The sequence below is a fragment of the Paraurantiacibacter namhicola genome, from assembly GCF_001687545.1.
GTDB classification, from domain to species: Bacteria; Pseudomonadota; Alphaproteobacteria; order Sphingomonadales; family Sphingomonadaceae; genus Paraurantiacibacter; species Paraurantiacibacter namhicola.
The window spans coordinates 1,268,368-1,291,738 of record NZ_CP016545.1; the positions used below are offsets into that span (position 1 = coordinate 1,268,368).

Sequence of the window (23,371 nt, forward strand, 5' to 3'; positions counted from 1 at the left end):
AAGACACGCGCGGAAGCGGGAGAAAGCAGCATGATCAGACCCGCCCTGTCAGCCCTCGCGCTTATCGCCCTTTCGCCTGCAGCAATCGCACAGGATGCCGCGCCTTCCGTGGCCGAGGCCCAGTTTGCGCAGATCGCATCGTGGGAAGGCCGCTGGGAAGTGGCGGGCACGGATGCGCTGGAAATCGTCTTCACCAGCACGGCGCGCGGCACGGTGATGATCGAACGGTGGGAAACGGCCGCGGGCCTTCATTCCATGACCGTCTACCACCTCGATGGCGAGCGGGTGATCGCGACGCATTATTGCCCGCAGGGGAACCAGCCGCGGCTCGCCAGCCTGCCGGAAGTCGGAGGTCGGATCGAATTCGCGTTTCACGACGTCACCGGCCTGGACGAGGGTGAGAGCCACGCCAGCTCGCTCGCATTCGTCCCCCAGCAGGACGGGTCCCTCAAGCGGACCGAGACCTATACCGATCTCGATGGGCCCGGATCGCCCAGCACTTACGTACTTACCCGCGCTCCCTGACCTGCATGCGCCGAAGGCCGGTCAGCTGCGTTCGGCGGCGAGCTTTGCGGCAATGGCTTCCTGCGCGACCTGCGCCATCACCTTGCGGTTGGCGGCCTGCGCGCCCGTAAGTTCGGGCAGGAAGTGAATGTCCAGCTGCACGGGGCGGGTGCGGGCCAGGATCTTCTTGAAATTCTGCGGGCCGGATTCCTCCACCCACGCGGTGTCCGGCACTCCGCCATACTCCAGCACCACCGGCTGCACCGCCATGCCTTCGGGCAGCGGGTCGAGCGCGGACAGCAGGCTGGACTTGAAGGGCAGCACGCCGGTCCCATCGCTGGTGGTGCCTTCGGGAAACAGCGTCAGCGTGCCCTTGCCGCGCATCGCCTCGCGCAGCTGCTCCACCTGCTCGGTCACGCTGGTGCGTTTGTGCCGGGCGACGAAGACGGTATCGTTCATCTCGCACAGCCATTTCAGGAAGGGAAATGCGGCCAGCCCGTCATGCGCGACAAAGGCGCTGCCGCTGGCGCGGGCGAGGGCGGGGATGTCCATCCAGCTGACATGGTTGGCCAGCTGCATCGCGCCGGGCACGCGGCGGCCATGCTCGCGGATGGAAATGCCGCATACGAAGGATACTGCGCCGAGGAAGTTGCTGGCGAAGAAGCGCCCGCGGCCAAGAGCGCGCCAGATAAGGTGCAGGGGCGCGAAGGTGATCAGCAGCACGCCCAGCATCGCCACCCGGAGCGTCACCAGCACCCAGCCGAGCGGGCCGATCGCCCTTGTCACAGCCACCGTCTCGCTGGCCTGCGTCATCAATCCTCGCGGTCGATCCGCACGCCGTAGAGTTCCATCCGGTGATCCACCAGGCGATAGCCCAGCTTCTCGGCGATCTGTTTCTGAAGCGCTTCCAATTCGGGGTCGACGAATTCCACGACCTTGCCGCTTTCCACGTCGATCAAATGGTCGTGGTGCGCCTCGGGCGCGGCTTCGTAACGCGCGCGGCCATCGCCGAAATCGTGGCGGTCCAGGATGCCCGCCTCTTCGAACAGGCGCACGGTGCGATAGACGGTGGCGATGGAAATCTTGGGATCGATCTTGGCCGCACGCTCGTGCAGCTGCTCCACATCCGGGTGATCGTCGCTGGCCGACAGCACGCGTGCGATGACCTTGCGCTGTTCGGTAATGCGCAGGCCGCGTTCGGCGCAAAGGGCTTCGAGATCGATCTTGTTCTGCATGCCATCCATGGGGAAAAGAAAAACGCCCCGCATCCATGATGGAAGCGGGGCGTCTTTTCAAGCGGGGCCCGGCGGCAATGTACGCTTAGCGTGCGCTGTGGGCGCAGCCGCGTGCCGCCATGGCGCCGTCTCAGGCCTTTTTCTTGCGGCCGGGCTTCTGGCCGGGCTTGCGGCCAAGGCCGATCTTCTTGGCCAGTTCGCGGCGCTTTTCGGCATAGTCCGGGGCGACCATCGGGTAATCCGAAGGCAAATCCCAGCGGGCGCGATATTCGTCCGGCGTCATGCCGTGGTCCGTCATCAGGTGACGCTTCAGCATCTTCATCTTCTTGCCGTCTTCCAGGCAGACGATGTGGTCCTTCTTCACCGATGCGCGCACGGAGACGGCGGGATCGGGGCGCTGTTCCTGCGAAGAGCCGTCACCGCCCAGGCCAGCCAGCTTGTTGAAGACATTTTCCAGCAGGGCAGGCACTTCGTCTGCCGAGACGTTGTTGTTGGCAACGTAGGACACGACGATGTCCGTCGCGTGGGTAATCAAGGTTTCCTTCATGTCGTTATCGACATTGTCCATGGTGCAGACCTTCTATGTTTGTTCTTTACAATCCCAATGGGATTGCCGCGCACCTAGCAGGCGCGAAGTATTCGCGCAACGCGCGTGCGAAATATGCAAGTATTACAGCTCGCGGGCGAACGTCACCGCGTCGAACGGGCCGGACGTGCCGCGCGTGTAATAGGCGCGCCGCCGCCCGACAGCGGTAAAGCCATGCGCGGTGTAGAGGCGCTCTGCCGGATTGCCGTCGCGCATTTCCAGGAACATGCGGGTCGTTCCGCGTGCGCGGGCCGCCTCCAGCGCGCGGGCCATCATGGCCTTGCCAAGCCCGCGTCCGCGATAGTCGGGATGGGCGGCGATCAGAAGCAGCTCTTCCTCCCCGCTGACATGGCGCGTGACCACGAAGCCGGCGGTGTCCTCCAGCGCGGCGGGCGGCTGTCCGTCCGGGGCTGCCAGCAGGTGATGAGTGTGCGGCAGGATCAGCGCATCGGCCACCTGCTTGCGGTTCCACGCCTCACCAAACTGCGGGTCGAACGCGGCCTGCATCACGGCCATGATCGCATCGTTGGGATCGTCCATCACGCCTGCCCGGGCAGCTTCGCGTCCGGCGCGCGGCCATAGATGGGGGAAAGGTCGGTGGTGAGGCACGACGGCGGCAGGCGCATCGCCTGCCTCGCATCGGGCAGCAGGGTGGTTGCCGTGTGGCGCTCGCTGCGCAGCAATGTGGCGAGGTCCGCGGCCTTGTTGCCGGCGATGCAGGGCTGGTTGCGCCGCGCCGCCACGTCCTGCGGGCTGAGGGAGGCGACGTCGTTGAGCGGCTCGCCCGCCAGGTCGAAATCCTGCACGAACCATTCGCCGTGCCCGCCGGCCATGCACACGGTAACCTCACCGCCCGGGCAGTCCCCGCCGCGCGCCATGGCTGCGACCAGCGAGAGGGTGGGGTAGCCCAGCACGTCCGCCTTCCAGGCCAGTCCCAATGCCCGCGCGGCGGCAAGGCCGATGCGAACGCCGGTGAAGCTGCCGGGGCCGAGAGACACGAGGATGCGGTCCGCGCGGCCCTTGTCCGGCAGGCCAGCGACCATGGGCAGCAATTGCTCCGCATGGCCGCGCCCGATCTCGCGGTAATCGCCCGCTACCAGCGCGTCGCCCTCCAGCAGCGCCGCGCTGCAGGCCTGCGTTGCGCAATCGATCGCCAGCGTCCGCACGAAACCCCCTCCGCGTGCCCGTCAGAGCAAGGTGTTGAACTTGTCGAAGTCCGGACGCGGGCTGCGATCGAAGATCGTGGAGCGGTCGCCATGACCGATCGAGCACAGCCAGTCGGCGCGGTATTTCGGCTGGTCGGCGAAGAAGTCCTTCGTCACCGCATCCTGGTCGAAGCCGGACATGGGCCCGCAATCGAGCCCCACCGCACGTGCGGCCAGCATCAGGTACGCGCCCTGCAGCACGGAGTTGCGGAAGGCGCTTTCCTTGCGCGCATCCTCGTCCCCTTCGAACCAGCTCTTTGCGTCGGCGTGGGGGAACAGCCAGGGCAGGTTTTCATGGAAGTCGATGTCGTAACCGATGATGACGCACACCGGCGCGGTCTTGATCTTTTCCTGGTTGCCCTCGCTGGCATGGCTTGCCAGCCGGTCGCGCGATTCCTGCGACTTGCACCAGATGAAGCGGCCCGGCTGCTGGTTGGCACTGGTCGGGCCCATCTTCAACAGTTCGTAGATCGCGTGGATCTGCTCGTCGCTCACCGGCTTGTCGTGCCAGCCGTTGAAGCTGCGCGCCTCGCGGAACAGCTGGTCGAGGGCGGTGTCGGAAAGGATATCGGTCAAGGATGCGCTCCTGCGTCGTCGTAGTGTGAATGGATGGGGCCGGTCAGGCCGCTCTCACCTCAACGACTTCGGGCACATAGTGTTTCAGCAGGCCTTCGATTCCGTGCTTCAGCGTGGCGGAGGAGCTGGGGCAGCCGGCACAGGCGCCCTGCATGGTCAAATACACCACACCTTCGCGGAAGCCGCGGTACTGGATATCGCCGCCATCGCCGGCCACGGCCGGGCGCACTCGGGTTTCCAGCAGTTCTTTAATCTGCGCCACGACGTCCGCATGGGCAGGATCGTCCCCGATGGCGTCCGCTTCATCCTCCGGCGGCACGGCGATGCCGCCTGCCGTGCCGGGGGTAAACAGCGGGGCCTGGCTGACGAAATGGTCGAGCAATATGCCCACCACCTGCGGCTTCAGCGCCGTCCAGTCCGCGCCCGGGGCGGCTGTGACGGACACGAAATCGCCGCCGAAGAATACGCCGGTCACTTCGCCCGTATCGAAGATGGCCTGCGCCAGCGGGCTGGCCTCCGCCTCTTCAGGACTGGCGAAATCGCGCGTGCCGCTGGTCATCACCTGCTGGCCGGGCATGAATTTGAGCGTCGCCGGATTGGGCGTTGTCTGGGTCTCGATGAACATGCCCTCGATGTAGTGGGCGGCGCGCTGGGCCACAAGGCAATCCGCATGCAGGCGGCGATAGACTGCATTTGTCATCGGACATTCACTGGTCCTTCACCTGAACGCCGTTTAAGACAGTGACATATGACATGGCTTTCCAGCGCCAAGCGCGCCTTCGCACCCCTCCTGCTGATCGCCCCGGTCGCCCTTCTGGCGCAGTCGGATCCCTCCCAGGCACCCAAGGGGGCGGGGCAACCGGCGATCCAGAATGCGGAGCAGATTCTGCGCAACGCCGCGCGGATCGACGACCTTTCCGAAGCCGGGGCGGAGCGCCAGCCGCAATACCTCAACAATGAAGAGCCCTGGCTGTACCAGGGTTCGGACCTGCCGCAGGACAAGGAATGGCTGTTCGGCGAGCTGCCCAATGGCCTGCGCTATGCCGTGCGCAAGAACCGCGTCCCGGCCAACCAGGTATCCATCCGCGTGCGGGTGGATGCGGGCGCGCTGCACGAACGTGACGGCGAACAGGGCTTTGCCCACCTGCTGGAACACATGCTGTTCCGCGAATCCAAATATCTGGGGCAGGGCGAGGCCGTGCCGACATGGCAGCGGCTGGGCGCCAGCTTCGGCAGCGATACCAATGCCGAAACCAGCCCCACGCACACCGTTTACAAGCTGGACCTGCCCGATGGCCGCAAGGGCAATCTGCAGGAAAGCATGAAGCTGCTGAGCGGCATGATCCAGGCACCGGTCCTCTCGCCAGAGAACCTGGCGCTGGACGTGCCAATTGTGCTGGCCGAACGGCGCGAAAGCGGCCGGGCAGACCGGCGCATTTACGACACCACGCGCGAGACGCTGTATGCCGGAACGCGGCTGGCTGACCGCAGCACCATCGGCACGGTGGAATCGCTGCAGGGCGCGACGGCTAAGAGCATCCAGGCTTTCCATCAGCGCTGGTATCGGCCGGAAAACACCGTGGTGGTGGTGGTCGGCGATGCCGATCCGCTGCTGCTGGCGAAGCTGGTGGAGGACAATTACGGCGACTGGACCGTCCCGGGCAAACCCACGCCCGCGCCCGATTTCATGGACGTGGCCCCGCTGCGCAAGGTCGACACGGCCTTCCCCGTGGACAAGGCCCGCACCGTGGCGGAACCCGGCCAGCCGCGCAGCATCACCTACGCCTATCTCCGCGAATGGGAGCCGGTGCAGGACACGGTGGTCTATAACGAAGGCCTGATGATGGACGCGGTCGCCACCGCGATCATCAACCGCCGGCTGGAAGAACGCGCGCGCTCTGGCGGCAGTTACCTTGCCGCCGAGGTCTCGCAGGAAGACGTCTCGCGCACGGCGGACGTCACCTTCGTGGTGCTGATCCCTCTGACCGAGGACTGGCAGTCCGCGCTGGACGATGTGAAGCTTGTGATCGACGATTCCCTGCTGCGCCCGCCCAGCCAGGCCGAAATCGACCGCGAAGTTGCGGAGATCGACATCAGCTTCATCAACCAGGTGGAGCAGGAGGATATCCAGGCTGGTTCCTACCTTGCCGACAGGCTTGTTGGCGCAGTCGACATCCGCGAGGCGGTGGCCAGTCCCACGGTTGCCAAGCAAATCTGGGACGGCGCGAAACGGCGCTTCACCCCCGAACAGATGTTTGCCCGCACGAAGATGCTGTTTACCAGCCCCGTTGTGCGCGGCGTGCTTGTGACGCCCGAACCTGCCGAGGCCGACGATGCGGTCTTCACCGCCGCGCTGGCGCGCCCGGTGGAGCAGGGCGATGATTTCCGCAGCGACAAGAAAGCGCTTACCTTTGCCGACCTGCCGGCCATCGGAGAACCCGCGCAGCCGGTCAGCCGCAAGTCCATCGGCGTGTATGAGATCGAGCAGGTGGAATACCCCAATGGCGTGCGCGCCTTGGTGTGGAACAGCGGTAACGAGCCTGGGCGTGTGACGGTCAATGTCCGCTTCGGCAGCGGCTGGCGCGCTTTTACCGGGGACCAGGCCGCCTTCGCGGAAATCGGCGAGATTGCTATGGTCGGGACCGGCTTTGGCGACGTCAGCCAGAACGGGCTGGACGAGCTCGCGACGGGCCGCAAGTTCGGCTACGAATTCGAGATCGGCGATGCGGCCTTCAGCCTGCATGCCCGCACCCGCATGGATGACCTTGAAGACCAGCTGTATCTGTTCGCAGCCAAGCTGGCCGCCCCGCGTTATGACGCCAATCCCATCCTGCGCGCCAAGGCATCCGCGCGGCTCGCTTACGACCGTTATGCCGCCACCGCGGCGGGCGTGCTGAACCGCGACCTGGAATATTACCTGCGCGGCAAGGACGGACGCTTCGCCACCGCCAATCCGGCAGAGATCGAGGCGGTTACGCCCGAGGCCTATGAAGCCGTGTGGGATCCGTTGATGCGGCAGGGCCCGATCGAGGTGATCGTGTTCGGCGATATCGATGTCGAAAAGACGGTGGCATACATCGGCCAGACCTTCGGCGCATTGCCGGCGCGCGAGCCCATCCCGGCGGCTGCCGCGCAGCGCACGCTGGGCTTTGCCGACACCGGGCCGGACGTGCAGGTGCTTTACCATGCAGGCGACAGTGACGAGGCTGCCGCCGTCTTTGCCTGGCCCACCGATGCCGGGGCGGACCAGCTGCCCGAAAGCCGCAAGACGGACCTGCTGAGCCAGATCTTCGGCAACCGCCTGCTGGAAGTGATGCGCGAGCGTGTGGGCGCAAGCTATGCGCCCAATGTCGGCATCCAGTGGCCCGAGACGGTGGAAGGTCAGGGCTATGTCATCGCGATTGCCACCCTGCCGCCGGAGATGGTCCCCGTCTTCTTCGAGGAAGCGGGCAAGATCGCCAATGACCTGGCCACCAACGGCCCGACGGAGGACGAGATTGCCCGTGTGACCGAACCCATGCGCCAATTGCTGCGCCGCCTGAGTTCCGGCCACACCTTCTTCCTGCGCTCGCTGGAAGGCGCCACACAGGAACCGGCCTTCATCACTGGCATCGACACGATGGCTGCGGACTACACCCGCACCACGCCGGCCGAAATGCAGGCGCTGGCGCAGAAGTATTTCGGCGGTGAAGGCTGGAAGATGGCTGTCCTGCCCGAAGGCACGTCGCTGCAGGACTGAGCGAGACCGGATGGGCCGCGCGCACCAAGCTGCGCTTTCAGCCCGATTACCAATGTAACCTTTGCAAAGGGGCGGGGCGGCGCGTAGATTCGGCGCTTCCCCGCATCTTTGCATGGTTTTTTGGAAGTTTTTGCAGTGGCACAGGATTGGCAACCGGATGGCTGGAGATCGCGTGAGGCGCGTCACCTGCCCGTATATGAAGATCAGCAGGCTCTGGCCGAGGCGGAAGCCACGCTGGCGCAGTATCCGCCGCTGGTCTTTGCCGGTGAAGCGCGCCAGCTGAAGGAACAGTTGGGCGAGGTTGCCGCAGGCAAGGCCTTCCTGCTGCAGGGCGGCGATTGCGCGGAAAGCTTCGCCGAATTCCACCCCAACAACATCCGCGACACCTTCCGCGTGCTGCTGCAGATGGCGGTGGTGCTGACTTTCGCCAGCAAGCGACCCGTCGTGAAGGTGGGCCGCATGGCCGGCCAGTTCGCCAAGCCGCGCAGCTCCGATACGGAGACGCAGGGCGATGTGACGCTGCCGAGCTATTTCGGCGATAACGTCAATTCCATCGAGTTCGAGGCGGCCGGACGCCGTAACGATCCGCAGCGCATGGTGCGCGCTTACAGCCAGGCGGCGGCCACGCTGAACCTGCTGCGCGCCTTCTCCAGCGGCGGCTACGCGAACCTGCGCCAGGTCCATAACTGGACGCTCGATTTCATGGATCGCAGCCCCTGGGCGGACAAGTTCACGCAGGTCGCCAGCCGCATCGGCGAGGCGCTGGACTTCATGGAAGCCTGCGGGATCGACCCGGAAAGCGTGCCGCAGCTTTCGCAGACCGAATTCTACACCAGTCATGAAGCGCTGCTGCTGCCTTACGAGCAGGCCATGGCGCGGCAGGACAGCCTGACGGGCGACTGGTACGATACCAGCGCGCATTTCCTGTGGATCGGTGACCGCACCCGGTTCGAGGGCAGCGCGCATGTGGAATTCCTGCGCGGTGTGGGCAATCCCATCGGCATGAAGTGCGGTCCCAGCCTGGAGCCGGATGCGCTGTTGAAGATGCTCGATACGCTGAACCCGGCGCGGGAGGCGGGCCGCATCACGCTGATCAGCCGCTTCGGGCACGACAAGGTGGAAGCCGGGCTGGCCCCGCTGGTCCGCGCCGTGAAGCGCGAAGGCCATCCGGTGGTCTGGAGCTGCGACCCGATGCACGGCAATGTCGTAAAATCCGACAGCGGCTACAAGACGCGGCCCTTCGACCGTATCCTGGGCGAGGTGAAGGGCTTCTTCGCCGTCCACCGCGCGGAAGGCACCCATGCCGGCGGCATCCATGTGGAAATGACCGGGCAGGACGTGACCGAATGCGTCGGCGGGGCCGTGGCCATCACGGACGAGGCGCTGGGCGACCGCTATCACACGCATTGCGACCCGCGTCTCAACGCTGCGCAATCGCTGGAGCTGGCCTTCCTGCTGGCGGAGATGGTGAACCTTGAAACGCAGGCGCAGGAACGCGAAGCCGCTTAACCTAGGTTAGGCGCGGAAAGTTTTTCCGCTTCGCCGGTTACATTTCCCGGACGCTGCTGCCATCAGGGCCGCGGCAGAAGGGGAATTGGGAATGCCAGCCGCCAGTCCGGCCCGCGATGAACGGGAAAACGCCGGTATCGCCGCGCGCTTCGCAGATACGCGCGCGCTGACCGAGGCGCTTGTCCAGCCGCTGGGCGATGCGGATGCCACCATCCAGTCCATGGACGATGCCAGCCCGGCAAAGTGGCACCTGGCGCACACCACATGGTTCTGGGAAACCTTCCTGCTGCGCGACCACGCGCCGGGCTACACGCTGTTCGATGAGAAATTCCCCTTCCTGTTCAACTCCTATTACGAGGCGGAGGGCGATCGGATCGCACGCGGGCGCCGCGGCCTCGTCACCCGTCCGTCGCTGGACGAGGTGCTGGATTACCGCCGCCATGTGACCGCGGCGATTCAGCCGCTGCTGGAAGACCCGCGCCATGCGGAGCTGGTGGAGCTGGGCATCGCGCATGAGCAGCAGCACATCGAATTGCTGCTGACCGACATCAAGCACGCCTTCAGCAAGAACCCGCTGGGCCCTGCTATGTGGGACGACAATGTGAGTCCCCGCGCAGGCGGGGACCTCCCGCAGACAGAGCGTCATGCGGAAACAGACCCCGGCCTTCGCCGGGGATCACCTCATGCCTTTGAAGACGGATGGTATTCCCATCCTGGCGGCATCGCCCGCATCGGGCACCAGGCCGATGGCTTCGCCTTCGACAATGAAGGCCCGGCGCACCGCGTGTTGCTGGAACCCTTCGCTTTGTCGAAGCAGCTGGTCACCAATGCCGATTGGGACGCATTCATCGCCGATGGCGGGTATGAGACCGCCTCCCTCTGGCTGTCCGACGCATGGGCGTGGATCGCGCGCTGCAACATCCGCGCGCCGCTGTACTGGCGTGATGGAGAGCAGTTCACCCACACCGGCTGGCAGGAACGCGATCCTAACGCCCCCGTCACGCATATCAGCTATTACGAGGCGGATGCTTTCGCGTCGTGGGTGGGCGCGCGCCTGCCGACCGAATTCGAGTGGGAAGCCGTCGCGCGCGGACAGCATGCAGACGACGCTCCGGCCCACGATCCGGCAGGCGGCAACCAGCTGGACCCCGTCAGTTCCTGGGCCGCGCCCCCCATGCCGCGCGGTTCGGACGGCCTGTTCGGCGATTGCTGGCAGTTCACCCGCTCGGGCTACCTGCCCTATCCGCGTTTCAAGCCCGCAGAGGGCGCGGTGGGCGAATACAATGGCAAGTTCATGTCCGGCCAGTGGGTGCTGAAAGGCGCCAGCTGCGCCACGGTGCGCGGCCATTCGCGCGCCAGTTACCGCAATTTCTTCTACCCGCAGCAGCGCTGGCAATTCACCGGCCTGCGGCTCGCCAAAGACGCATAAGGAAATCCGATGACCGACCAGAAGGGGCTCAAACTGGTAGAGCTCGACGAGGACGGCGTGGACCGCGCCTTTCGCGACGATATCCTCGCAGGACTGTCTCAGCCGCAGAAGGCCACGCCCGCGCGCTGGCTGTATGACGATGCCGGTTCGCAGCTGTTCGAGGATATCACCCAGATTCCCGAATATTACCCGACCCGTGCGGAGACGGAGATCCTGCGCGATCGGGGGGACGACTTCGCCCGCCATATCTCGCCGGGCAGCGCAGTGGTGGAGTTCGGCTCCGGCTCTTCGGTCAAGACGCCGCTGCTGCTGCAGGCGATTGCGCCTGCGGCATACGTGCCGCTGGACATCAGCGGGGATTTCCTGCGCGCCTCCGCCGCCGAGCTTTCCGCCAAGTTCCCCGGCCTGCCGGTCCATCCGGTGGAGGCGGACTTCAACCGCCTGGTGGAATTGCCGGCGGAGGTGAGGGACCTTCCCAAGCTCGGCTTCTTCAGCGGATCGACCATTGGCAATATGATCGCCCATACGGCGGTGGATTTGCTGCGCAGCATGCGCGGCACGCTGGGCGAAGGTGCGCAGCTGCTGATCGGCATGGATCTGGTGAAGGACCGCGAGACGCTGATTGCCGCTTATGACGATGCGGGCGGCGTGACGGCAGAATTTAACCGAAACCTTGCCCGCCGCATCAACCGGGAGCTGGATGGCACCATCCCGGTGGACAAGCTGCGCCACGAAGCGCGCTGGAACGACCTCCATGCCCGGATCGAGATGCACCTTGTGGCGGAAGAGGCAATCGAATTCTCCGTTTGCGGCAAGGCTTTCACTATGGAAGAGGGCGAGACGATCCACACCGAAAACAGCCACAAGTTCGGCCGCCGTTCTGGCAACATGCTGCTGCTGGCAGGTGGCTGGACTCCTGAAGAACGCTGGACGGATGCGGAAGGCCGCTATTCGGTGGTGCTCGCCCGGGCAGAGGCGCCGCGCGCCGCGCCCTGACGCGTCCCTGAAGGCACCGGACGGCGACGTTGTCGCAATTTCATATGGGCCTGCCTATATTGGCCGCGATGGACATTCCCGCCTCCCTGCAACCAATCTGGGACCAGCTGGCCGCGATGATCGCGGAGGTCCCGCAATCGGGCCTGCTGATCGCGGCGCTGGCGGCCATGCTGCTTGGCCTGCTGGGATCGCTGGTGGTGCGCCGCGTGCCGGTGCTGGGCAAGACGCTGCGCCTTGCCAGCACGCTGACGCTCGTGGGCGTGTTGCTGCTGGTTGTGCTGCAGGTCAGCCGCATGGATGGAAGCTCCGGCTTCGCCGTGCCCTCGATCGGCCTACCCGAACAGGTGGTCGAAGGCGGCGAGACGCGCGTGCCGCTGTCGCGTGACGGACATTACTGGATCGAGGCGGAGGTCAATGGCCATCCCACGCGCTTCCTGGTGGATACCGGCGCCACGCTGACCGCCATCAGCGAAGAGACCGCGCAGGCCGCCGGGCTGGAGCCACGCAGCAACAGCTTCCCCGTGCGCCTGCAGACCGCCAACGGGCAGGTCAGCGCGCAGATGACCACGCTGGACGAACTGCGCTTCGGCAATGTCGCGGCGCGCGGGCTGGATGCCGTCATCGCGCCCAATATCGGCCCGACAAATGTGCTGGGCATGAACCTGCTCAGCCGCCTGAAAGGCTGGGGCGTGGAAGACGGCGTGCTGATCCTGCGCCCCAACAATCCGCAGCCCGAACTGGTGGTGGGCGAATAGCCATTCGCCCCTTCACAACCGTGCAATCCCCGCTATAGGGGCGCGCACCTGCTGGGGTGTAGCCAAGTGGTAAGGCACCGGTTTTTGGTACCGGCATTCGCAGGTTCGATCCCTGCCACCCCAGCCACTTCTCTCTCCCTTTTCCGACTGCACCGGAAGTTCGCCCCGCCATTGAGCGGAAATCTCGCGTAAGACCTTGGTCTGAGAGCGCGCGATGTGGCATCGATGCTATCCCGGCACGCGAATTAGGGAGATGTGCGATGCGCGATGCAGTCCAGCGACCCGGCAGCGCAAGGCAGACGCTTTGCAACGCCGATCAGTACGAGGCGCTTTACCGCCGTTCCATCGAGGACAGCGACGGATTCTGGCTGGAGCAGGCGGGGCGACTTGATTGGGAGCAGGCGCCCGCGAAGGGCGGCGAGTGGTCTTACGATCCCGTGGACATCGCGTGGTTCGCCGATGGCAGGCTCAACCTGTGTCACAATGCGGTTGACCGCCATGTGTCCCAGCGCGGCGATGACACGGCACTGATCTTCGAGCCGGACGATCCCGCGGCGCCCGGCCGCACGCTGACATACCGCGAACTGCATGCCGAGACCGTTCGCATGGCCAATGCGCTCAAAGCCATCGGCGTGACCAAGGGCGAGCGGGTCACCATCTACATGCCCATGATCGTGGAAGGCGTGCTGGCCATGCTGGCCTGCGCGCGGCTGGGCGCGGTGCATTCCGTGGTCTTTGGCGGTTTCTCTCCCGAAGCGCTGGCCGGACGGATCGACGGTTGCGGAAGCCGCTTCGTCATCACCGCGGACGAGGGGCTGCGCGGCAGCAAGCGGGTGCCGCTGAAGGCCAATGTCGATGCGGCGCTGGCGCAGCTTCCGGCAGACAAGGCGGTCGAGGGCGTGCTGGTGGTGCGCCACACTGGAGGGGATGTCGCCGTCACCGAAGGGCGCGACCATTGGTTTCACGATACCGTGAGCGATGCGGATTGCCCGTGCGAGCCGATGAATGCGGAAGACCCGCTGTTCATCCTCTACACCTCCGGCTCGACCGGGAAGCCCAAGGGCGTGCTGCACACTACGGGCGGATATGGCGTGTGGGCGGCGACCACATTTTCATATGTTTTCGATTACCAGCCGGGCGAGGTGTTCTGGTGCACCGCCGATATCGGCTGGATCACCGGCCACAGCTATGTCGCATACGGCCCGCTGCTGAACGGCGCGGCGCAGGTGATCTTCGAAGGCGTGCCCAATTATCCCGATCACGGGCGGTTCTGGGACGTGGTGGAAAAGCACAAGGTCAACATCCTCTACACCGCACCCACGGCCATCCGCGCCCTGATGCGCGAAGGGGACGATTTCGTGACCTCGCGCGACCGGTCATCCCTGCGGCTGCTGGGTTCGGTGGGCGAGCCGATCAATCCCGAAGCGTGGCGCTGGTATTTCGATGTGGTGGGCGAGAAACGTTGCCCCATCGTCGATACCTGGTGGCAGACCGAAACGGGCGGCGTGATGATCACAACGCTGCCCGGTGCGCACGATATGAAGCCGGGCAGCGCGGGCCGGCCCTTCTTCGGCATCCAGCCGCAGCTGGTCGATAACGAAGGCGGCGTGCTGGACGGCGCGGCAGAGGGCAATCTGTGCATCACGCATAGCTGGCCCGGCCAGGCGCGCACCGTCTATGGCGATCACGAACGCTTCGAGCAGACCTATTTCAGCACGTACAAGGGCAAGTATTTCACTGGCGATGGCTGCCGGCGGGACGAGGACGGATATTACTGGATCACCGGCCGGGTGGACGATGTTATCAATGTGTCCGGCCATCGCATGGGCACGGCCGAGGTGGAAAGCGCGCTGGTGGGCCATCCCAAGGTCGCGGAAGCGGCGGTTGTCGGCTACCCGCACGACATCAAGGGACAGGGCATTTATTGCTACGTCACGCTGAATGCGGGCGAGGAAGGCTCCGACGAGCTCTATGCCGAACTGCGCGGCCATGTGCGCAAGGAAATCGGCCCGATCGCCTCGCCCGACCACCTGCAGTTTACCGATGGGCTGCCCAAGACCCGCTCCGGCAAGATCATGCGCCGCATCCTGCGCAAGATCGCGGAGAACGATTACGGATCGCTGGGCGACACCTCCACGCTGGCCGATCCCAGCCTGGTCGAACGTTTGATCGAAGGGCGGCAAAAACGATAGGCGCAGCCGCAAGCGAGAACGCCCGGCCTGCGCGGATCAGTGCTTGGCTTGGCGTCGCTCAGCTTGTCCGCTTGCGGGTGGGGGAGAATAGGCTGCGATCCTCCACCGCGTCGAAGTCTGCGGGGGAGTGGCGTTCGGGCATGTCCTTCGTATTCACGATCCGCCCGCGGATGACGGCGGGGCGGGCGTCGATCGCCTCGATCCAGCGGCCGACATGCTCCTTCTCGGGCAGCGACAGGAAGGTGTCCGCCCCGTCATATCCGCCGTGCCAGAGATAGCTGAGCCATGGGTAGGTCGCGATATCGGCGATGGAATAGTCCGCGCCGCCCAAGAATTCGCTTTCCGCCAGCCGGTTGTTTGCGACATCAAACAGGCGCTTCGTTTCCATCGCATAGCGGTCGATCGGGTATTTGATGCTCACCGGCGCGTATTTGTAGAAATGCCCGAAGCCGCCGCCGATGAAGGGGGCGCTGCCCATCTGCCACATTACCCAGCTGAGCGTTTCGGCACGGCCCGCGCCCGACGAGGGCAGGAATGCGCCGAACTTTTCCGCCAGATGGATCAGGATCGCGCCGCTCTCGAATACGCGCACCGGCTCCGGCCCGGCCAGGTCCAGCAGGGCGGGGATCTTGCTGTTGGGATTTATCTCCACGAAGCCGCTGGTGAACTGGTCGCCTTCCATGATGTTGACCAGCCAGGCATCGTATTCGGCATCCGAATGGCCCGCCTCCAGCAGTTCCTCCAGCATGATCGCGGCCTTTTGGCCGTTGGGCGTGGCGAGCGAATGGAGCTGCAGGCCATGCTCGCCGCGTGGCAGGTCCTTCTGCGTCTGCGCGCCGGCGGTGGGGCGGTTGACGCCGGTGAACTTGCCGCTGTCCACCTGCTCTGCGCTCCAGACCTTGGGCGGCGTGTAATCGTCCTGGCTCATGCTTGCTCCGTTCGTCGCTTGTGGAATCTCAATTGGGGAACCGCCGAGCGAATGCAAAGGTTCTTGCCCATCATGGCAACCGCGCCCCCGAAACTGGTCTTCGTCGATGACAGCCTGCCCGGCATCACCCGCAAGGGTGCGGGCAAGGGCTGGGCATATTACGATCCGGACGGCGCCCATATAAAGGACCGGGCGGAGGTGAAGCGCCTGAACGCCATTGCCCTGCCGCCCGCGTATGAACGGGCTTGGTTCTGCACCGATTGCAACGGCCACATCCTGGCGACGGGCTATGATGCGAAGGGCCGCAAGCAGTATCGCTACCACCCCGAATACCGCGCCTGGCGCGAGAGCGAGAAGTTCGACAATTGCATGGCCTTCGGACGCGCGCTGCCTGCCTTGCGGGAGAAGGTCATCAAGGACATGCGCAGCCCGAAACTGGGCCGCGACCGCGCTGTTGCGGCGCTGGTGAAGCTGCTGGACCTGGGCGCGATCCGCGTGGGCAACACGCATTACGCCAAGACTAACCAGAGTTACGGCGCAACTACGCTGCAGCACCGCCATGCGGAGGTGACGGGCCGCACGCTGCGCCTGCGCTTCGTGGGCAAGGGCGGCAAGGAACGCGACGTGAAGCTGTCCGACGGCTCGCTCGCCCGCGTGGTGAGGCTGATGCAGGATTTGAACGGGCAAGAACTCTTCGCCTGGGTGGGCGATGACGGCACGCCGCAGGACGTCAATTCCAGCCATGTGAATGCCTATCTGCAGAGCGCGATGGGCGCGAACTTCAGCGCCAAGAACTTCCGCACCTGGCACGCCAGCGTCATGGCCTTCCGCATGCTGGGCGAGGCGGAAGAGAAGCTGACCATCAAGGCGATCCTGGAAAAGGTGTCCGACCACCTCGGCAACACGCCCGCCGTTACCCGCAAGAGCTACGTCCATCCGGCCGTGATCGACCTGGTCGAACGGCAGGAAGAATGGCGCGCCAGCCTGCGCCTGCCGCGCTCGCAACCCTACGCCAACGAATGGGAACGCGGCTTCCTGGCCTTCCTGGCCGATGCCCCCGCGGCAGAGGAATTGCTGGCTGCGTGAACCCGCGCGGCTGTCCCTGACAGGTTGATTTGCAAACCCAGGCCATTTTCCGCATGATAGACCTCTGTCGAAGGGGGTCGCCTTGCAAATTTCCAAAATTTTCGTCGCGCTTATTGCGAGCGCCGGTCTTGCCGCATGCGGAGGAGGCGGCGGTCCCGGCGGTGGCGGGGGCGGCGTTGTTTCGACGCCTGCGCCGACGCCCACGCCCACGCCCACGCCGGTCGCCAATACCGATGTTGGCAATCTCGTTACGAGCGAGAGATTTTCATCATTGGCAAGTTCGCATCAGGTCACTTTCGACTTGCCAAGCGGTGAAGCAAAGGGAAGCTCGACGGCGCAGGTCCAAACGTCGATAACCTACGACGCCGGAGCGGATAGCTATACGATCGACCTCGGTGGCCGGGCCGTATTCACAGCAAGTGACATTGTTAATCAATCGGAAGACGCTGTAGTCTACCGTTCAACCGATGGTGACGAGACCTTATACCTTACGCTAATTAACCAGCAGCCACGCACCGACGCCCCTAGGGGCTCGGTTGGAATGGGCTTATTTCAGCGGAACGTTTTTCCTCAAGGAGGACAAGGCGTTCAAGAATCCGACATCCTCTACTTCGTGTACGGTTTCGAAACTCTGGGCGACGCGATGCCGCGCACCGGCCAGTTGCGTTACACCACATCAATGATTGGATTACGAACATCACGCTCGCAAAATCCGTTGAGTTACTTTGGAGAGGGCGAGTTCCTCGTCGATCTCGCGACCGGCTATTTCACGGCAAGCAGCGAGGCGGAACGATATGACTTGGTCAAAGAAGAGGAATTGGTGGGCACAGCGACATGGTCAGCTGCCGGTCAACTTTCTTCGGTGTCATCGTCATTTTCCGGGTTCTTCACTTTCGCTGGGCTGACCGGTGAATTGGATGGTAGCTTCTTCGGCGAGGATGCTGGAGAATTGGGTCTTACCTTTTCTGGAACTGATGAACTGGGAAGTTCCGTGAGTGGCGCGATGATTGGGCAACGCGACGGCCCGTCAATGGTGAATCAGACGCTGGTTGCTCTCTTGGAGGAAGAAACTTTCTTGGCGCCAGCTCAGGGTCTTTTTGCCGGAGCGCTTGCGAATGGAGTGCCCCACCGCGGTACGACCGGTTCTCCCTTGAGCCTCACCATCGATCTAGAAGGTAACATTTACTACGATGACACCTGGTCGTGGTTTACCCCGATGAATTTCGATGCTTCGTCATCCGAAGTCACCCAGGATGGCAGTATCATCAGGTATATAGAACGCGATCGCGGTGGCAACGCGGTTTTGTTTCTTAACAACGCGGTCTCGCCCAGTGGTGTCGCCCTCTCGTACATGAATTTTGGTTCGATGCGTATGCAGGACGAATTCAACGGCGGCTTATATGAAATTCGTAGAGCCTTTATATACGGCTTTAAAACACCGGACTTCTTGCTACGTGCTAGAACGGGCACAGCGAGCTATTCGGGCATTGTCTACGGCACAGCGAATACCGAAAGCGCAAGTCGCTACTTTACTGCATCTGGAACATCATCGTTTGTAATCGATTTTAAAAGCGGCAATGTGGATGGCAGTTTTGACGTGATCATTGTCGACGATGCTTCGGGTGAGCGATTTTTTCTTGGCCAATATACTGTCGATACGGCGTTACGGGATACAAGAAACCAGTTTTACGGCTCGGTGGACTCGGGGGGATCTTCAGTCGGCGCTTTCGACGGATATTTGTTTGGTCCGATCGGACAAGAGCTTGGTGGAAGTTTTCAACTCACTGCCCCGGACGTTGTCGATGATGAAGATGTCTGGGTACAGGGCATTGTCGCAGCGACGGAGGATCGTTAACCGCGCGCCTCGCAGCGTGACTTAAGCGCAGCGACAGGGTAGCTGCTCCACATCGGTTTCAAACGAAATCAGCGGAGTATCCCATGCGCCTTGCCAAGCTAGCACTCGCCTGTTCCATCCCCGCGCTCGCCCTGGCGGCGTGCGTGACTGCGCCTGCCGCCGAGGAAATGGCCGAGGCGCAGACCGACATGATGGCGGACGCGGGCTACGACCCGCAGGCGCAGCTGGCGAAGCTGGCGGTGATCGAGATGGCGCCGGACACGTCCTATCTCACGGCGGAGGAAGTGCAGGTGGTGAACCTGCTGATCGATGCCAGCCGCTACATGTCCGAGATTTACCTGCGGCAGCGCGATCCGAACAATCCGCAGGTGCGCGAGGCGCTGGCGCGCAATCGCCGCGCGGACCAGCCGCTGCTGCTGCAATTGTTCGACCGCAATTTCGGCAGCTGGGATTCGCTCGCCGAGCTGCATCCTTTCTGGGGCGCGGAGCCGATGCCGCTGGGCGCAGGCTTCTATCCCGCCGACATGACGCGCGAGGAGCTGGACGGCTACATCGCCGCCAACCCCGCGCAGAAGGACGAACTGCTCAGCCCCTACACCGTGGTGCGGCGCGACGGGGACCGGCTGGTCGCCGTGCCTTATTCGGTCGAGTACAAGGAGTGGCTGGAGCCTGCCGCGCAGAAGCTGGAGCAGGCCGCCGCCATCACCACCAATCCCAGCCTGAAGCGTTTCCTGACCCTGCGTGCGGAGAGCTTCCGGACGGACGATTACTTCGAGAGCGAGATGGCGTGGATGGACCTGTCCGGCACGCCCATCGAAGTCGCGATCGGGCCGTACGAGGTTTATACCGACCGGCTGATGGGCACGAAAACCGCGTTCGAAAGCTTCGTGACGCTGAAGGACCCGCAGGCCTCCGCCGCGCTGGCGAAATACAAGAATTACCTGCGCGACATGGAAGCGAACCTGCCGATCGAGGATCGCTACAAGAATTTCCAGCGCGGGTTCGAGAGCCCCATCGCCGTGGCGGACCAGATCCAGGGCGGCGGGGACAATGTGCCCGGCGTGCAGACCATCGCCTTCAACCTGCCCAATGACGAGCGGGTGCGCGAGGCGAAGGGCGCGAAGAAGGTGATCCTGGCCAATGTGCTTGGCGCGAAATACGATCGCATCCTGCAGCCCATGGCCGGCGTGGTGCTGAAGCCGCAGCAGGCGGGGCTGGTGCGCAAGTTCTACATGGAGAACTTCACGTTGTTCCACGAACTGTCCCACTCGCTGGGGCCGGGCACCATCATGGTGGCGGGCCGCGAGACGACAGTGAATGCCGAACTGCGCGACCAGTATTCCGCGCTGGAGGAGAGCAAGGCGGACGTCATGGGGATCTGGAACATCCTCTACATGATGGAACGCGGCGAATTGCCCGCCAATGAGAAGCCGGAGCTGTTCGCCACTTATTTCACCGGCCTGTTCCGCTCCATGCGCTTCGGGATCGAGGCGGCGCACGGCAAAGGCGCGGCGGCGCAATATGGCTTCCTTCGGGAAGCGGGCGCGTTCACCTACGATGCGGCGGCGCAGCGTTACGTTATCGATAACGCCCGGATGGAAACCGCCATCGGCCAGCTGCTGACCATGGAACTGATGTTGCAGGCAACCGGCGATTACGAGGGCACGAAGGCCTTCTTCGCGCGCTATGCAGTGTTGGACCAGCCGGCGCTGGATGCCATCGCGCGGATGGACTCCATCCCGGTCGACATCCTGCCGGTGTACCCGAAGAGCCTGTGATATGACCCTGTGCGTGGCGGCCCTATACCGCTTTGCCCGTTTCCCGGACCCGGCAGAACTGCGCGCGCCCCTGCTGGCCGTGTGCCGGGACAATGGCGTGCGCGGCACGCTGCTGCTGGCGGGCGAGGGCATCAACGGCACGATTGCAGGCACGGACGAAGGCATTGCGTCGGTGCTGGCACACGTCCGCACCTTGCCCGATTGCGCAGATATCGAGGTGAAGTACTCGCGCGCCGAGACCATGCCCTTCCACCGCATGAAGGTGCGGCTGAAGCGCGAACTCGTGACCATGGGCGCGGGCGAGCTGGACCCGGCCCGCAACGCCGGGACCTATGTCGATCCGCAGGACTGGAACGCGCTGATCTCCGATCCGGACACCATCGTGATCGACACGCGCAACGACTACGAGGTGGAAGTGGGTAGCTTCAGCGGCGCCATCGACCCGCAGACGCCCAGCTTCCGTGACTTTCCCGCTTGGTTTCGCGACCGGCGGGAGGAACTGCTGGGGCAGGGCAAGCAGCCCAAGGTGGCGATGTATTGCACCGGCGGCATCCGCTGCGAGAAGTCCACCGCCTTCCTGGCTAAGGAGGGTGTGGAGGAGGTCTTCCACCTGAAGGGCGGCATCCTGAAATACCTCGAGACCGTGCCGCGCGATGAAAGCCTGTGGGAAGGCGAATGCTTCGTCTTCGACAGCCGCGTGGCCGTGGGGCACGCCCTGGAGCAGGGCACGCATTCGCTGTGCCACGCCTGCCGCCGTCCGGTGAGCGCAGAGGGCCTCGCCTCGCCGCTTTACGAGGAAGGCGTCAGCTGCGCCGCCTGCCATGCCGAACGCACGGAGGAGCAGCGCGCCTCCTATCGCGAGCGCCACCGGCAGGAGCTGAAGGCGCAGGCGGAAGGCCGCGCGCATGTCGGTGCGGTGCTGCCGGACAAGGCGCAGGGCGAGGATGGCTGAGCGCGTCCTCTACAGCTTCCGCCGCTGCCCCTACGCCATGCGCGCACGACTGGCGCTGGTGGCGAGCGGCACGGCCTGCGAGCTGCGCGAGGTGAAGCTGGCGGACAAGCCGCAGGCCATGCTGGACGCCTCGCCAAAGGGCACGGTCCCGGTGCTGGTGCTGGATGATGGCACGGTGATCGAGGAAAGCCGCGAGATCATGCACTGGGCGCTGGAGCATAGCGATCCGGAAGGCTGGCTGGACCGCCACAACGCGGCGCTGGTCGACCGCTGCGACGGCCCGTTCAAGCACGCGCTTGACCGCTATAAATACCCCAACCGCTACGACGACTGCGACCCCCTGCCGCACCGCGCAGAGGGGTTGGCGTTCCTGTCCGATCTCGACTTGCGAATTGCGGACCGGGGTGGCCAGCTATGCGGCCCGCAGCGCGGCCTCGCCGATGTGGCGATCTTTCCCTTCGTGCGCCAATTCGTCAATCACGACCGCGCATGGTTCGACGCGCAGGACCTGCCGCATGTGCAGGATTGGCTCGCCGGTCACCTCGACAGTGCCCTTTTCAAAACAGTGATGCAGCGCGAAAAGCCATGGCAGCCGGGACAGGAGCCGGTTGCGCTGGCGCTCGGCGCCTAACCCAGCCGCATCACCCAGCCGCGCGTGTCTTCCGCGGTGCCGCGCTGGATGCCGGTCAGCTTCTCGCGCAGCTTCGATGTCAGCTGGCCGGGGCCGCCGCTGCCGATGGTGAATTCGCCGTCATGGCCCGCGACCTTGCCGACCGGGGTGACAACCGCAGCCGTGCCGCAGGCGAAGGTCTCGAGCAGCTTCCCGCTCGCCGCATCTTCGCGCCACTGGTCCAGCGTGTACATCTCCTCGACCACGTCCAGGCCCTCCTCGCGGGCGAGGTCGATGATGGAATCGCGGGTGATGCCGGGCAGGATCGTGCCGGTCAGCGGCGGGGTCAGGATGCGCCCGTCATCGAATACGAAGAACAGGTTCATGCCGCCCAGTTCCTCGATATAGCGGTGCTCTGCTGCGTCCAGGAACAGGACCTGGTCATGCCCGCGATCGAAGGCTTCGCGCGTGGGCACCAGGCTGGCGGCGTAATTGCCGCCGCATTTCGCCGCGCCCGTGCCGCCGGGGGCTGCCCGGGTGTAGTCTGACACCCAGATGCTGACGGCCGGCGCGCCGGACTTGAAGTAATTGCCCGCCGGGCTGGCGATCAGGATGAACTTGTATTCCTTCGCCGGCCGCACACCCAGGAAGGCCTCGGTCGCGATCATGAAGGGACGCAGGTACAGGCTGCCGCCCTCGACCGTAGGGAACCAGTCCTTATCTGCATCGACCAGCGCTTCCAGCGCGGCGACGAAGGCATCTTCCGGCAGGTTCGGCATGGCGAGCCGGTCCGCGCTGCGGTTGAAGCGCGCGGCGTTCTCGCGCGGGCGGAACAGCGCCATCGTGCCGTCTTCCAGCCTGTAGGCCTTCAGCCCTTCGAAAATTTCCTGCGCGTAATGCAGCACGGAGGCCGCAGGATCGAGCGTCAGCGGGCCGCGCGGGGCGAGCTGAGCATTGTGCCACTCCTTGTCCTCCGACCAGTCGATGGTGACCATGTGATCGGTGAACAGCGTCCCGAAACCGGGATTGGCAATCGCCTCGGCGCGCGTTTTACCGGGGACAGGGGCGGGATGGGAAATACGTTCGAACTGCATGGCAGCGCGGTTAGGATATGGCGGGCGCGGGGGCAAGATGTGGTGCGTTCGGTATCTTTGAAATGGGCAAAGCGCTGGTGGCAGGAGACCCCAGCCTGCACTGGGGCGCACGGCATTTCATGCCGTACGAAATGAGAAGGCCAGCTTCGCCCGTCGGGAGGCTGGCCCCAAAGCCAGAAAATGAGAAGGCCAGCTTCGCCCGTCGGGAAGCTGGCCTTCGCATGGTCAGCGGTCGTGAGAACCGCTCACAGAGCCTTACTCGGCGAAGAAAGTTACCGAATATGCTCCGCGTGGATCGTCACCGACCTCGCTACTGAACCATGAGACATCGGATCACCTCCT

Annotated in this window: 21 protein-coding genes and 1 tRNA gene; 13 read left to right on the plus strand and 9 right to left on the minus strand. The window is 64.3% G+C overall.

Annotated elements, in window-relative coordinates; all coding sequences use genetic code 11:
• Window positions 1-30: 30 nt before the first annotated feature.
• On the plus strand, window positions 31-525 hold the full coding sequence (locus tag A6F65_RS06165; protein ID WP_067786887.1) for a hypothetical protein: 495 nt from the start codon (window positions 31-33) through the stop codon (window positions 523-525).
• 21 nt (window positions 526-546) lie between these two features.
• Here the strand turns inward: A6F65_RS06165 and A6F65_RS06170 are convergent, their stop codons facing one another.
• The 7 genes from A6F65_RS06170 to A6F65_RS06200 form a co-directional block, all read right to left on the minus strand.
• The gene (locus A6F65_RS06170) at window positions 547-1,317 is read right to left on the minus strand and encodes a lysophospholipid acyltransferase family protein (protein WP_067786889.1); all 771 of its coding nucleotides are present in this window, start codon (window positions 1,315-1,317) and stop codon (window positions 547-549) included.
• Window positions 1,317-1,739 (minus strand): Fur family transcriptional regulator, encoded by a 423-nt coding sequence (locus A6F65_RS06175; protein ID WP_067790201.1) that lies wholly within the window; start codon window positions 1,737-1,739, stop codon window positions 1,317-1,319. The genes A6F65_RS06170 and A6F65_RS06175 overlap by 1 nt, the downstream gene beginning before the upstream one ends.
• 130 nt (window positions 1,740-1,869) lie before the next feature.
• Entirely contained in the window at window positions 1,870-2,307 is a 438-nt protein-coding gene (locus tag A6F65_RS06180) for a Ros/MucR family transcriptional regulator (RefSeq protein ID WP_067786892.1), read from the minus strand.
• A gap of 102 nt (window positions 2,308-2,409) precedes the next feature.
• Window positions 2,410-2,865 carry a GNAT family N-acetyltransferase gene (locus tag A6F65_RS06185; protein ID WP_067790204.1) on the minus strand — a complete coding sequence of 152 codons (456 nt, stop codon included), beginning with the start codon at window positions 2,863-2,865 and terminating at the stop codon, window positions 2,410-2,412.
• Window positions 2,865-3,491 carry a tRNA (adenosine(37)-N6)-threonylcarbamoyltransferase complex dimerization subunit type 1 TsaB gene (gene tsaB / locus A6F65_RS06190; RefSeq protein ID WP_067786895.1) on the minus strand — a complete coding sequence of 209 codons (627 nt, stop codon included), beginning with the start codon at window positions 3,489-3,491 and terminating at the stop codon, window positions 2,865-2,867. The genes A6F65_RS06185 and tsaB overlap by 1 nt, the downstream gene beginning before the upstream one ends.
• 21 nt (window positions 3,492-3,512) lie before the next feature.
• The gene (locus tag A6F65_RS06195) at window positions 3,513-4,106 is read right to left on the minus strand and encodes a malonic semialdehyde reductase (protein WP_067786897.1); all 594 of its coding nucleotides are present in this window, start codon (window positions 4,104-4,106) and stop codon (window positions 3,513-3,515) included.
• A gap of 43 nt (window positions 4,107-4,149) precedes the next feature.
• Entirely contained in the window at window positions 4,150-4,731 is a 582-nt protein-coding gene (locus tag A6F65_RS06200; protein ID WP_067790207.1) for a NifU family protein, read from the minus strand.
• 123 nt (window positions 4,732-4,854) lie between these two features.
• On the opposite strand from A6F65_RS06200, the gene A6F65_RS06205 reads away from it, so the two are divergent.
• The 7 genes from A6F65_RS06205 to acs all read left to right on the plus strand — a co-directional run bounded on the left by A6F65_RS06205 (window position 4,855) and on the right by acs (window position 14,726).
• Window positions 4,855-7,845: a M16 family metallopeptidase gene (locus A6F65_RS06205; protein ID WP_067786899.1), complete on the plus strand. Its 2,991-nt coding sequence runs from the start codon at window positions 4,855-4,857 to the stop codon at window positions 7,843-7,845.
• A gap of 135 nt (window positions 7,846-7,980) precedes the next feature.
• Window positions 7,981-9,354: a class II 3-deoxy-7-phosphoheptulonate synthase gene (locus tag A6F65_RS06210; protein WP_067790210.1), complete on the plus strand. Its 1,374-nt coding sequence runs from the start codon at window positions 7,981-7,983 to the stop codon at window positions 9,352-9,354.
• Window positions 9,355-9,445: 91 nt separating this feature from the next.
• Entirely contained in the window at window positions 9,446-10,783 is a 1,338-nt protein-coding gene (gene egtB, locus A6F65_RS06215; RefSeq protein WP_067786900.1) for an ergothioneine biosynthesis protein EgtB, read from the plus strand.
• Window positions 10,784-10,792: 9 nt separating this feature from the next.
• On the plus strand, window positions 10,793-11,779 hold the full coding sequence (egtD, locus tag A6F65_RS06220; protein WP_067786902.1) for an L-histidine N(alpha)-methyltransferase: 987 nt from the start codon (window positions 10,793-10,795) through the stop codon (window positions 11,777-11,779).
• 68 nt (window positions 11,780-11,847) lie between these two features.
• The gene (locus A6F65_RS06225) at window positions 11,848-12,534 is read left to right on the plus strand and encodes a retropepsin-like aspartic protease family protein (RefSeq protein ID WP_067786904.1); all 687 of its coding nucleotides are present in this window, start codon (window positions 11,848-11,850) and stop codon (window positions 12,532-12,534) included.
• Between the two features lie 52 nt (window positions 12,535-12,586).
• Window positions 12,587-12,661 (plus strand) — tRNA-Gln (locus A6F65_RS06230).
• Between the two features lie 133 nt (window positions 12,662-12,794).
• Window positions 12,795-14,726, plus strand: coding sequence for an acetate--CoA ligase (gene acs, locus A6F65_RS06235; protein ID WP_067786905.1), 1,932 nt, complete (start codon window positions 12,795-12,797; stop codon window positions 14,724-14,726).
• Window positions 14,727-14,784: 58 nt separating this feature from the next.
• Here acs and yghU read toward each other — a convergent pair whose 3' ends face one another.
• Window positions 14,785-15,654 (minus strand): glutathione-dependent disulfide-bond oxidoreductase, encoded by an 870-nt coding sequence (gene yghU / locus A6F65_RS06240; RefSeq protein ID WP_067786907.1) that lies wholly within the window; start codon window positions 15,652-15,654, stop codon window positions 14,785-14,787.
• Window positions 15,655-15,726: 72 nt separating this feature from the next.
• Between yghU and A6F65_RS06245 the strand changes: the two genes are divergently transcribed.
• From A6F65_RS06245 to A6F65_RS06265, 5 genes are all read left to right on the plus strand, one after another.
• Complete coding sequence (locus A6F65_RS06245; RefSeq protein WP_067790213.1) at window positions 15,727-16,740, plus strand: DNA topoisomerase IB; 1,014 nt, start codon at window positions 15,727-15,729, stop codon at window positions 16,738-16,740.
• Window positions 16,741-16,822: 82 nt separating this feature from the next.
• Entirely contained in the window at window positions 16,823-18,595 is a 1,773-nt protein-coding gene (locus A6F65_RS06250) for a transferrin-binding protein-like solute binding protein (RefSeq protein ID WP_157093075.1), read from the plus strand.
• Between the two features lie 83 nt (window positions 18,596-18,678).
• Entirely contained in the window at window positions 18,679-20,373 is a 1,695-nt protein-coding gene (locus tag A6F65_RS06255; RefSeq protein ID WP_205631908.1) for a dipeptidyl-peptidase 3 family protein, read from the plus strand.
• Between the two features lies 1 nt (window position 20,374).
• Window positions 20,375-21,325 carry an oxygen-dependent tRNA uridine(34) hydroxylase TrhO gene (gene trhO, locus A6F65_RS06260; RefSeq protein ID WP_067786911.1) on the plus strand — a complete coding sequence of 317 codons (951 nt, stop codon included), beginning with the start codon at window positions 20,375-20,377 and terminating at the stop codon, window positions 21,323-21,325.
• The gene (locus A6F65_RS06265) at window positions 21,318-21,956 is read left to right on the plus strand and encodes a glutathione S-transferase (protein ID WP_067786912.1); all 639 of its coding nucleotides are present in this window, start codon (window positions 21,318-21,320) and stop codon (window positions 21,954-21,956) included. Before trhO ends, A6F65_RS06265 begins: the two co-directional genes overlap by 8 nt.
• On the opposite strand, the gene A6F65_RS06270 is transcribed toward A6F65_RS06265, so the two are convergent.
• Entirely contained in the window at window positions 21,953-23,029 is a 1,077-nt protein-coding gene (locus A6F65_RS06270) for a branched-chain amino acid aminotransferase (protein WP_067786913.1), read from the minus strand. The genes A6F65_RS06265 and A6F65_RS06270 overlap by 4 nt on opposite strands.
• Window positions 23,030-23,371 lie beyond the last annotated feature (342 nt).